This is a genomic window from Haloferula sp. A504, from assembly GCF_044385805.1.
Lineage (GTDB): Bacteria > Verrucomicrobiota > Verrucomicrobiia > Verrucomicrobiales > Akkermansiaceae > Haloferula.
This window is the reverse complement of the sequence record NZ_JBISBU010000009.1, coordinates 117,865-128,626: the sequence shown is the minus strand read 5'-3', so window position 1 is coordinate 128,626 and position 10,762 is coordinate 117,865. Positions and strand designations below refer to the sequence as shown.

Sequence of the window (10,762 nt, the reverse complement as noted above, 5' to 3'; positions counted from 1 at the left end):
GTCGTCGCCAGGTCTTAGCCCGGCATCCTCCGCAACGAGGGTGCCGGGCTCTTTTGTGCCCTCATCACACCCTTTTCGGAAATTCAGGACTGGAAGGGAATTGCTTGGAATTGGCCGGCAAAAGGCGTCCAATCCGCCCCAACATTCCTGTTCGTTTGAAAGCACACGAGATTTACCAACAGATCGACCCGGCACTGGTGACGCAGATGCTTGCCTGGTTTCGCGACAACGATCGCAACGTCTACAAGTCGGCGGTTTCGAGTCTGGCCCAGAGCCGCAACCTCCGTCTGGTGTTCATCCAGAAGAAGCCGGTCGCCGACCAGTTTGCGTGGATTTTGAAGACCTTGAAGTCACGCCAGTCCGACACCATCGGAGAGCATCTGCTGCAAGCCTGGCTCATGGCCGGCAATCAGGAACTGCTGGTCGCCTTCTGCGACGGGGTGGGCATCGAGCACGATGGCAAGGGTTCGGTGACCGGGGAACTGCCGGAGGAACTGGATGCCTCCAAGGTCAGGGAAACCGTCAACTCCATGCTGGATGCGTTCGACCCCAAATTGGTCACGCTCTATCTGACCGTTTTCAATCTGCAGCAACCCGGCGGGTGGTCGTCGGTGTCGGAACTGCTGGACAGTGATGAGCGACTGGCGCTCGCGTGAACGGCATGGTTTCCCTGGACGGGACTACATGCTGAAGTCCTCGCCCAGATAGTGCTGGCGGGCGACCGGGTCGTTGACGAGGAAGTCGGAGGACCCCTCGAGGATGACCCTGCCGTCGTGGATGAGGAAGGCCCTGTCGACGATCGAGAGGGTTTCGCGCACCGAGTGGTCGGTGATGAGGATGGCGAGACCGTCGCGCTCGCGGAGTTCCCGGACGATGCTCTGGATGTCGTCGACCGCGATTGGATCGATGCCCGCAAAGGGTTCGTCGAGCATCAGGAGTTTTGGCTCGGTGCACAGGGTCCGGGCAATCGCAAGGCGGCGCTTTTCACCACCGGAGAGGGTGATGGCGGCGGACTTGCGCACCTTGGTGATCTTGAAGCGTTCAAGCAGTTCCTCGGCCCGCTCGACCTGTTGGTTGCGGCTGAGGTCACGCCTGGTTTCGAGGATGGCCATCAGGTTGTCGAAAACGCTGAGTTTCCGGAAGACCGACTCCTCCTGGGGCAGGTAGCCGAGGCCGAGGCGTGCCCGCCGGTGCATGGGAAGGTGGGAGATGTCGGTTTCCGAGAACCGGACCGTGCCGGCATCGGGCGGGACGATCCCGGCGATCATGTAGAACGACGTCGTTTTTCCGGCGCCGTTGGGGCCGAGCAGTCCGACGATCTCGCCTGGGGCGACGGAGAGGTTCACGTCGTTGACGACCGGGCGGCCGCCGTAGCACTTTCGCAGGCCCTCGGCGGTGAGCAGGGGTTCGGTCACGGGCATGGGAGATACCATGGATTCAGCGGTCTTTGTCGAGTTCGATGAATCCTCGTGAATCGCCAACGAAGGAGGCGTCACCACTTTTCAGATTGATCATGATGTAGCCGTTGGGATCGACGACACGACCGTTGGCCGTGTCCGAGATGATCCAGGGTTCGCCACCGCGGATGATCAGCTCGTTGGTCCTGAGGTCCATGACCATCTGGCGCCCCGAGGCCTTGGCCTTCTTTTCGCCCTTTTGTTCGACCACGACGGCACCGGTGGCGACGATCCGGGTTGGGTCGCCGAACTCGGCTTCACCGAGAAGGTCTCCCTTCTCGTTCTGGGGTTTGGGAGGTGTTGGTCCCGCGCCATCGGGCTTCGGGTCCGGCGCCGGCGTCTGTTCCTTTTCCATGAAGACCTTCACCTCATCCGCCCCGGTGAGCGTGAAGTCCGGGTGTTCGATGTCCACGTCTTCGAGAAAAATGAGGATGCCGGTCTCCGAGTCGAAAAAGATTCCCTTCCGGGCCTCGATCGAGGCGGGCAGCTTGATCTGTTTTTCGATTTCGGGATCGGGAACTTTCTTGGTGAGGTCGGGCTTCTTGCCGTCCTCCATTTCCACCGCGGCGACTTTCAGGAAGTCCCGCAGCGACTCGTCGGCACCTTTCCCAAGGGCTTCCGCTTGTTCGATCTGCCCGTCTGCCCGGGCTTCCGCCTCCTCGGCGATGCTCGCCTGGCTGACCGCGAGCCGGTCGAGCCCCTGGAGTTCCTGTTCGGTGAGGATGGCATCTTCCTGGGCGCTCAGGGCGCTGGCCGCCATCAAGGCGACGCCCGTGGCAGCAAAGCGTCTTGTGGGACGAGGGTTCATGGAGGTTCGGGTATCGATGAGGGTTCGTGCGGTGGCAGGGCCGTGGAGGAAACCGCGGGAGCGGTCGAGCTCGTAGACAAGGCCGCTGCCGCTTGCCGTGAGGTCGTTGGATTCGAGGGTCACCGGATCGCTCGAGCGGAGGAGCCGCTGATCGTAAAGGAGCGCTGTTGCCAGGTTGATCCCTGCCTTCAGCGACCGGTCGGGATGGTAGAACTCGATCCGGACCGCGGTGGCGTCAATGGTCCGATCATTGATCAGGACCAGCTTGTCCGCCCTGAGAACCGAGCTGAGCCGGCGGTGCTCGTCGTATTCGGGGATGAGGATCTTCTGGAGAATGCTTCCGTCGACGAGCATCTCCATTCCGGGAAGGGTTGCGTCTTTGGATGGGGTGGTGTCGAGCGTGACACCCTGGGCATGGAGCGGGGCGGCCACCAGACAACCGGCGCCCGCGACCAGCGAAGTGGAGCGGACGATGCGGGATGTCTTGCGGGTGGTCACGGAATCAGGCGCCGTGGGAGGCGTGGTGGATGGCGATCAGTCGGACGAGAATGTCTTCAAGAAATTCGAGCGGGATCTGATTGGGCCCGTCGGACACCGCGTTCTCGGGATCGGAGTGGGTCTCCATGAAGAGGCCGTCGACGCCGGTCGCGACCGCCGCGCGGGCGAGGACCGGTGCGAGTTCGCCGTCGCCCCCCGTGGTGCCTCCGAGGCCGCCGGGACGCTGGACCGAGTGGGTGGCGTCGAAGATCACCGGGATCCCTTCCTTGCGGATCCAGAACAACGAGCGCATGTCGGTGACAAGGTTGTTGTAGCCGAAGGTCGTGCCTCGCTCGGTGATGAAGAAGCTTTGGCATCCGAAGGCGCGCATCTTGTCGGCGATGTTGACCGTGTCCCAGGGGGCGAGGAACTGGCCCTTCTTGACGTTGACGGCGCGTCCGGTCTTCGCGGCGGCCTCGAGCAGATCGGTCTGGCGGCAGAGGAAGGCGGGGATCTGCAGCAAATCGATGTGCTCGGCGGCAATCTCAGCCTGCTCGGCGGTGTGGACGTCGGTGGTGACCGGGACGTCGAGTTCCTTGGCGATCTCGCCGAGGATCCGGCATCCCTCGTGCACCCCGGGGCCGCGGAAGGACGTCACCGAGGTCCGGTTGGCCTTGTCGTAGGAGGCCTTGAAGATGAGGGGCACGCCGGTGCGTGTGGCGATCTCCTTGACGGAGCGTGCCATGCTCCAAACGAACTCCTCGTTCTCCAAGGCACAGGGGCCGAGGATGAAGATGGGAAGGGGCCCGCCGACGGGGACCGAGCCAATTTGAAAGGGTTCGAAATTCATCGGTGCAGATGGGGTGGGCTGGTGGACGCTCCGTTCATTCCTCCTCGTCCGCCACTTTTTCGTAGAGTGGCCGCAGATTGGCAAGGGCGGTGCCGAGGAGTTTTTGCTCCTCGGCGGTGAGATGGCCCTCGGTCTTGATCTCGAGCATCTCGAGGGAGTCGATCACGCTTCTGGCGGCGGTGAGGTTGACCTGCTTCTCGCCGGTTTTCGGATTCGGGAGCTGGCCGAGGAAAAAGCCGGCGTTCTGGGCCTGCAGGAGGACGAAATCGTGGAAGCGGGGATCTGCCGAGGGCATGGGGGAAGCCTGCGGCTTCAATGACGAATGATAAATGCCAAATGACGAATGGGTCCCATCATTTTGACTGCTCAAGCATCCGCAGCAGGGGGGCTTCGGCACGGGCCCGGATGTCTTCGGGCAGGATGACCCGGGGTTCGAGTTTCTCGAGGCAGTCGTGGAGTTTCTCGAGAGTGTTCATCTTCATGAACTTGCAGTCGGCGCAGGCGCAGTGGTCGGTGGGACCCGCGATGAGGTTCTTGTCGGGCGCCTCCTTGCGCAGACGGTGGAGCATGCCGCTCTCGGTGACGACGATGATGTTCTTCACCGGCGCGTTCTTGCAGTAGGTGACCATTTTCTCGGTCGAGCAGACCTCGTCGGCAAGCAGTCGGACGGCCTCCGTGCATTCGGGATGGGCCACCACGAGGGCGTCGGGAAACTCGGCCTTGATCCGGTTGATCGAGTCGCGCGTGAACTCGACGTGGACGTAGCAGGAGCCCTGCCACAGGTCCATCTTGCGACCGGTTTGCTCCATCACCCAGGCACCGAGATTGGCATCCGGGACGAAGAGGATGGGGCGGTCGGCGGGGGCCTTTTCAACGATACGGATGGCATTGCCGGAGGTGCAGATCACGTCGCACAGGGCCTTCACGTGGGCCGAACAGTTGATGTAGGCGATGACGTAGTAGTTCTTCTCCTTGTTCTGCTCGAGGAACGCCTCGAGTTCGGGGCCGGGGCAGCTTTCCTCGAGCGAGCAACCGGCGTCGCGGTCGGGGAGCACGACGGTCTTCGTCGGATTCACGATCTTGGCGGTCTCCGCCATGAAGTGGACGCCGCAAAAGGCGATCACGTCGGCCTCGGTCTCCCTGGCCTTGTAGGCGAGGCCGAGCGAGTCGCCCACGTAGTCGGCGAGGTCCTGGATGTCCCCGGTCTGGTAGTTGTGGGCAAGGATGACGGCATTCCGCTCCTTCTTGAGGCGTAGAATGGCTTCCGAAAGATCGAGTTCGACGGTCGGCATGGGGCGGAAATGTCGAATGAAGGAGAGGGAATGTCGAATGTGGAAATTTTCCGAAACAAAAAAGCGGCATCACCCCGGAGGATGTGCCGCTTTTGAGAAAGGTGAACCGGTCAGCTCTTGAGTCCCGCAAGGTTGCCTTGCTCGGGCTTGGACGGGTTTCCGGAGTCTCTGTCCTTCGACTGCTGTTGCTGCTGCGGGTTGCCGCCGGAATTCTGGGGTTTGCCTCCGGAGTCGTTGCCTTTGCCGACGGTGTCGGGCTTCTTCTCCGGCTGCGACTGGGGCTTGCTGGCGGACGTGGCCGGGGTGGACGGGGTGCCGACGGTCGACTTGCCGACGAAGATGGCTCCCGATTCGATCGAAAGGGTCTTGGCCTTGATGTCACCGACGACTTCGGCGCTGGATTTCAGATCCACGCGCTCGCTGGCGATGATGTTGCCGTGGACCTTGCCGTAGACCACGACGGTGGCGGTCTTGATCTCCGCCTTGAGGCGGGCGTTTTCTCCGACGGTGAGATTCCCTTCCGAGCTGATTTCGCCCTCGATCTTGCCATCGACGACCAGATCATTGGTGAATTTGACCGTTCCCTTGATGTCGACGTCGGCACTCAGCACGTTGCGGGAGGCCGAGGGTGCGGCCGAGGAGCTGGGGGCGGGGCTGACGGCCGGACTCGGCGCAGGGCGATCGACCGGGGCGGGTGCCGCGGATTCGGGCTGCGGCGCGGGGATCGGATCGACCTCGGAATCGCCGGGCTTCTGCCCGATGACTTTACGAAACATGTTGTTGCTCACAGTCTTGAAATGAGGGTTGGAGTGGGTGGCTTGTCAATGTCATTCATTCGCACCGGATGCGGAATCCTCCGTATCCTCGGGAGTGGGTTCGGGAGCCGGATCGGGAGTGGGTTCCGGTGCGGGATCGGGAGTTTCCCCGGCTGGTGCAGCGGGGCTGTCGTCCGTGGCTTCACCACCGCCCGTCAGATTGTCGAGCAGGGGATTTCCGGTGCCGGACCCGGCGCCGGGGCTGGTCGGGTCGAGTTCAACCGGTGTGGAGAGGTCGGGCTCCGGGGCGAGATCGCCGCTGGGATCGGCCGGTTCCTCGATGGGAGCGGGCGGATCGACGGCCTCGGGCATTTCAAAGTCCACGTAGCTGATCGCCTGGGTGACCAGCCACCGCAGCGGGTTGTCCGGATAGTCCTCCGCGGCCCGTTCGAGTAGCTCCTTCGCCTCCTCGATCCGGCCTTCTTCGCGGGCAATCTCGGAAAGGGAGAGAAGGGCGTAGGGAGCGAGGTAGGCCGAGTCGGGGCGCTCGACGATTTCCTCGAACCGGGCACTCGCACTCTCGCGATCGCCCTGTTGGAGCAGGCGGGTGGCGAGGCGGGCCCGGGCGGGCACGGTGGCGGGGTGGTCGGGATTGGCCTCGATTTCCCCGCGGAGCGTTTCGATCGCGGCACTTTGCTGGCCCTCGTCCCACTGCATGTCGGACAAGAGCACCGCGGCGGAGGCGGCGGCCGGCGTGCCCGGATGGTTCTTCACCACGTCCTGCATGGCGGAGACGTCGTCGGCTCCGACGAGTGCCTCGCCGGCGGCGAGGCGCTTGCCTTCTTCCATGCCCGAAATCACGACCCAGGCACCCACACCCAGTGCCAGCACGAGACCGAGCACGATCATGGCTTTTTGGTTGCGATCGAGGAATTGCTCGAAGGAGCTCGGCCCGTGGGTGATCTCGCCGATGGGCGAGGCGTGGTCGGAGGTGGGTTCGGCCATGGAAATCTTGCGGGTTGCGCGGGCAGCGATTAAGGGTCCAGGTCGGGGGAAATCAATGACGAATTGACGCGTGCCGGCGATCGAGCAGATGCGCATTGCCGCCCGGTGCCGGGAAGGCCTAGGATTTCCCCACATGAGCGGATCCCTGTACGTGATCGCCGGTGAGCTGAGTGGCGATGCACACGCGGCGGGGCTGCTCGAGGCCCTGCTCCGGGAGCGTCCCGGACTTGAGATCCGGGGCGCGGGAGGGCCGAAAATGCGCTCGGTCGCCGGCGACGGGATTCGCGACTGGGTGGACCAGGCGGCGGTGATGGGCGTGGTGGAGGTGCTCAAGCACTACTCTTTCTTCAAGCGGAGCTTCCACGAGATGCTCGCCGATATCCGGGAAATGCGTCCGGAGGTCCTGCTGCTGGTCGATTACCCGGGTTTCAATTTCCGCTTCGCGGCGGCCGTCCGCCGGCATCTGCCCGCGACGAAGATCGTGCAATACGTGTGCCCGCAGGTGTGGGCGTGGAAAAAGGGCCGCATCCCGAAGATGGTCGAGCTTTTCGATGAGGTGCTGTGCCTGTTGCCGTTCGAGCCGGAGATTTTCGAGGGCAGCGGCTTGAAGGCCACCTTCGTCGGTCACCCGCTGGTGGACGAACTCGAGGCGGAGCGGACCGAGGTCGTGCGGGATCCGAAGCGGGTGGCGCTGCTGCCGGGCAGCCGGGAGCCGGAGGTCGAGAAGCTCTTTCCCGTGATGCTCGAAGCGGCGGAGCGGCTGGTGGTGGCCGACCCGGGGCTGACCTTTGAGGTGCCGGCGGCACGGCCGGCGCTTGGCCAGCGGATGCGGGAGATGGCCGAGAAGACGGGCTTCGGCGGCCGGCTCGAGATTACCGATGGCGGGGCGCACGGGCTGATGCAGCGGGCGGCCTGCGGGGTGGTGGCGAGTGGCACGGCCACGGTCGAGGCGGCCTACTATGGCTTGCCCTACTGCCTCGTCTACAAGTTGGCGTGGCCCACCTACATGATCGCGAGAATGGTGGTGAAGATCGAGCACATCGGGCTGATCAACATCCTTGCCAAGGACGAGGTCATCGAGGAATTCATCCAGTCGGATGCCGACCCGTGCCAGGTGGCGCGGTCGCTGCAGCGGTTTCTTTCCTCGCCCGGCGAGGTCGCGGAATTGCAGGCGCGTCTGGCGGAAACGGTGGCCCTGCTCGGAGGCACGGGGGCGCATGAGCGGGCGGCCGGCGCGGTGTCGGCCTGGTTTCCGGGCGGCGACGAGTGATCCGCGGTTGCGTAGGCAAGCCGGAGCACATCATAGGAACGAAGTCCTCGGGGGGATGGCGTGAGCTGGATCTGGCTGCGGGTCCGGCAGTCCCCTGGAACCCGGCCGGTTCTTGAAAGCAGATCTCTTTCCACGAAGCCGGGGGCGGGGGATTCGGTCGGGGGTTCTTGCTTGTCAGCAGGCGAGGAGCGGATACATCCGGCGCGGATGAAAGCGCTCCACCTCCTCGCCGCCACTCTGTTCCTCGTCTCGGTTTCCTGCGAACGGCACGACTGGGAGGAAACCAAGGCCCTGCATGAGCAGCACGGGCACGCCGCCCACGCCGACGGGCATGGCGATGCGGCTCATGTGGAAGAGCCCCACGGGGATGCCGGGACCGGCGATCACTGAGTCCGCTCGTAGCTCAGGAACACCTCTCCGAGTTCCTCACGGGGCTCGAAATGGGTCAGGCGGAAGGCTCGCGAGGCGGGCAGGAATTCCCCGCCCGCAGCGGTGATGCCGGGTGCCGCGGCTCCGCCGAAAAGCTTGTGGCCGGCCCAGGTGAGGTGGATTTCGTCGATAAGGTCGAGCTCGGCCAGCGAGCGGCCGAGGTGACCGCCGCCCTCGCAGTGAAGGTGCCGCACGCCTTGCTCCCGGTGGAGGTATTCGAGAAAATCTGGCAGCGACATGTGGTGGGTCGTGGTGCCGGGGATGGCGTTCGGTTGCCCCCCGGTGCCGAGCAGATGGATCGGGCCGCCGTCCGTGGAAAAAACCGGATGCCCGGGATCGAAGCGGCCCCTGCCGGAGACGATGCAGCGGAGCGGTTGCTGCGGGGCCTTCATGGTCATGCGGTCGGCTTCGAGAGTGCCACGACCGACCATCAGGGCGTCGGCCGTCTGCCGGAGTTCGAGCAGGCGCTCGTGGTCGGCGTCGGAGGTCCAGCCCGAGGGTCTGCCCTCGACCGAGGTGATCTTGCCGTCGGCCGAGACGGCGAAATTGATGGAGATGCGGGGTGCGGACATGGCGTCAGTCGAACCGGGTAAGGAAGGCGATTCCCCATTCCAGCCCGAGGAGCAGGACCGGAGAGACGCACCACAGAAGCGACGCGACGGCGCCGACGGTGCGTCTTCGGGTCCACGGGGCGGGCGGATGCATCGGGCTTGCGATCGGGGATTGTCCCGTTATGTTCCGCGCCATGAGCGAGAACCAACCGAAAATCACGGCTTATCTTAAGACCTACTGCGGCTGGAGCGAGGGTGTGCGGGCCATCATGCGCAAGTATGACCTCGAATTCGAGGAGAAGGACATCATCAAGAACCCGGCATTCCGCTGGGAGATGGAGCAGAAGAGCGGCCAGCCGCTGTCGCCCTGCGTCGAGGTGGACGGCCAGATGCTCGCGGATGTCTCGGGCGAGGAAGTCGAGGCGTGGATGCTGGAGAACGGAAAGGTGGCCCCGGTCGATGCCGAGGCGGATGCTCCGACCAACTCGGCGTGCAGCGACGAGGAACACGAGGCAATGGCCCGTGGCGAGGTTCCCGGAGGCAAGGTCAAGTTCCTCGATTGAGCCACCTGCCAAGGGACCGGGATGCGTTTCATCTTCACCAGCGCGGGTAGTTTCGGAGATATCGCCCCGCTCCTGGTCCTTGCCGTCGAACTTCGGCAGCGGGGTTGCGATGTGCGGTGGGTGGTCAATCCCTTCCATCAGGCCTCCCTGAAAAAATGGGGCTTTGATTCGATCCCCGCCGGAGAGGCGGCGACGGTGGAGCGGACGATCCGGGATCCCCGGCTCTCTTCTCCGCTGAGAAGTTTCGCGGCGTTGCGCGAGGCCGGCGAAAAGGAAGCCGAGCCCTTTCTGGACGTGCTGATGGAGACGGTCGGGAACGACGATGTGCTGGTCTATCGCAGCCTCGTATCGAGTGCGCGCATCGTCGAGGAGAAGAAGGGGATTCCGGGGGTCGCGGTCTACGTCGCACCCACCGAGCTCACCTCCGAGGAAGACCGTGCCTGCATCGGCGGGCATCTGAGTGATGCCGTGTCGAGGAGCGCGCCCGGGTGGCTTTACACGAAAGCGACCCGGCTCATCGAGAGTCGGGTGATCGACCGGATGATGTGGAAGTTCCTCAATCCGCTCCGCCGCAAGGTGGGCCTGGACGAGCGGCACGGCTCCTACCGCGACTGGATGTTCGGGGCGCGTCTGCCGCTGGCCCTCTATCCGGATTGGTACGGGCGGCTGGGAGCGCGCATGCCGGCTCAGATGCGTCAAACCGGTTTCCCCTACCTTCAGTCCGAGCAGGTCATGCCGCTCGACCCGGCTCTCGGTGAGTTTCTCGACGCGGGCGAACCTCCGGCGGCGATCACCCAGGGTTCGGCCATCCGGCCGAGTGAGAAGCTGGTCGAGCAGCTGATCTCCGCCTGCAACGATTTCAGCACCCGCACGCTCCTTCTTTCCTTCGACCATGAGGGCCCTCCGAAGATCGAAGGCAATCACTGCATCACCTCTCCGGTGGCGATGAGCCAGGTGCTTCCGCGATGCCGGGCGCTGGTACATCGCGGTGGCGCGGGTGCGGTCGCGGAGGGACTGCGGTTCGGGATCCCACAGTTGATCGTCGCCCAGACGATGGACCATCCGGACCACGGTGCGAGGGTCACCCGCCTGGGTGCCGGACGCTGGGCCTATGATCCGACCGCGACGTCGTGGCAGATTCGGCGGGAGCTCGACCGGGTGCTCCACGATTCGGAGATCCGGCGCGGAGCGGAAGCGGCCGCGGCCCGCTGCGATGCGGAGGGCTGGCGCAGGGAGTCCGCAGATCTGATCGAGAAGCTGGCTAAGGCACGGGATTGATTGCCGCCAGCGGCCATCCGTCGGGAG

General features: G+C 64.2%; 13 protein-coding genes. 5 read left to right on the top strand and 8 right to left on the bottom strand.

Annotated features, from left to right (window positions below; all coding sequences use genetic code 11):
• Nucleotides 1-656 (top strand): hypothetical protein (locus ACG2LG_RS07070; RefSeq protein WP_396257606.1); only part of this gene is annotated, 656 nt, incomplete at its 5' end.
• Between the two features lie 24 nt (nucleotides 657-680).
• Here ACG2LG_RS07070 and lptB read toward each other — a convergent pair.
• The 7 genes from lptB to ACG2LG_RS07035 form a co-directional block, all read right to left on the bottom strand.
• A complete protein-coding gene (lptB, locus tag ACG2LG_RS07065) occupies nucleotides 681-1,421 on the bottom strand; it encodes an LPS export ABC transporter ATP-binding protein (RefSeq protein WP_396257605.1) in 741 nt (246 codons plus the stop codon).
• Nucleotides 1,422-1,437: 16 nt separating this feature from the next.
• Entirely contained in the window at nucleotides 1,438-2,763 is a 1,326-nt protein-coding gene (locus ACG2LG_RS07060) for a hypothetical protein (protein WP_396257603.1), read from the bottom strand.
• Between the two features lie 4 nt (nucleotides 2,764-2,767).
• Nucleotides 2,768-3,592: a 3-deoxy-8-phosphooctulonate synthase gene (gene kdsA, locus ACG2LG_RS07055; protein WP_396257601.1), complete on the bottom strand. Its 825-nt coding sequence runs from the start codon at nucleotides 3,590-3,592 to the stop codon at nucleotides 2,768-2,770.
• Nucleotides 3,593-3,626: 34 nt separating this feature from the next.
• The gene (locus ACG2LG_RS07050; protein ID WP_396257599.1) at nucleotides 3,627-3,887 is read right to left on the bottom strand and encodes a DUF1844 domain-containing protein; all 261 of its coding nucleotides are present in this window, start codon (nucleotides 3,885-3,887) and stop codon (nucleotides 3,627-3,629) included.
• Between the two features lie 58 nt (nucleotides 3,888-3,945).
• Nucleotides 3,946-4,884, bottom strand: coding sequence for a quinolinate synthase NadA (gene nadA / locus ACG2LG_RS07045; protein ID WP_396257598.1), 939 nt, complete (start codon nucleotides 4,882-4,884; stop codon nucleotides 3,946-3,948).
• 110 nt (nucleotides 4,885-4,994) lie between these two features.
• The gene (locus tag ACG2LG_RS07040) at nucleotides 4,995-5,660 is read right to left on the bottom strand and encodes a polymer-forming cytoskeletal protein (protein ID WP_396257596.1); all 666 of its coding nucleotides are present in this window, start codon (nucleotides 5,658-5,660) and stop codon (nucleotides 4,995-4,997) included.
• 51 nt (nucleotides 5,661-5,711) lie between these two features.
• Nucleotides 5,712-6,644 carry a tetratricopeptide repeat protein gene (locus ACG2LG_RS07035; protein ID WP_396257595.1) on the bottom strand — a complete coding sequence of 311 codons (933 nt, stop codon included), beginning with the start codon at nucleotides 6,642-6,644 and terminating at the stop codon, nucleotides 5,712-5,714.
• A 133-nt stretch (nucleotides 6,645-6,777) separates the two neighbouring features.
• Between ACG2LG_RS07035 and lpxB the strand changes: the two genes are divergently transcribed.
• Together lpxB and ACG2LG_RS07025 are read left to right on the top strand one after the other, a co-directional pair.
• Nucleotides 6,778-7,914 carry a lipid-A-disaccharide synthase gene (gene lpxB / locus ACG2LG_RS07030; RefSeq protein ID WP_396257593.1) on the top strand — a complete coding sequence of 379 codons (1,137 nt, stop codon included), beginning with the start codon at nucleotides 6,778-6,780 and terminating at the stop codon, nucleotides 7,912-7,914.
• 207 nt (nucleotides 7,915-8,121) lie between these two features.
• A complete protein-coding gene (locus ACG2LG_RS07025; RefSeq protein WP_396257591.1) occupies nucleotides 8,122-8,304 on the top strand; it encodes a hypothetical protein in 183 nt (60 codons plus the stop codon).
• Here ACG2LG_RS07025 and ACG2LG_RS07020 read toward each other — a convergent pair.
• Entirely contained in the window at nucleotides 8,298-8,915 is a 618-nt protein-coding gene (locus ACG2LG_RS07020) for a RibD family protein (protein ID WP_396257589.1), read from the bottom strand. The two genes, ACG2LG_RS07025 and ACG2LG_RS07020, sit on opposite strands and share 7 nt — an antisense overlap.
• A 173-nt stretch (nucleotides 8,916-9,088) precedes the next feature.
• Here ACG2LG_RS07020 and ACG2LG_RS07015 point away from each other — a divergent pair, with 173 nt between their 5' ends.
• Together ACG2LG_RS07015 and ACG2LG_RS07010 are read left to right on the top strand one after the other, a co-directional pair.
• Nucleotides 9,089-9,457 carry a glutaredoxin family protein gene (locus tag ACG2LG_RS07015; protein WP_396257587.1) on the top strand — a complete coding sequence of 123 codons (369 nt, stop codon included), beginning with the start codon at nucleotides 9,089-9,091 and terminating at the stop codon, nucleotides 9,455-9,457.
• A 21-nt stretch (nucleotides 9,458-9,478) separates the two neighbouring features.
• Nucleotides 9,479-10,735 (top strand): glycosyltransferase, encoded by a 1,257-nt coding sequence (locus tag ACG2LG_RS07010; RefSeq protein WP_396257586.1) that lies wholly within the window; start codon nucleotides 9,479-9,481, stop codon nucleotides 10,733-10,735.
• Nucleotides 10,736-10,762: the final 27 nt, after the last annotated feature.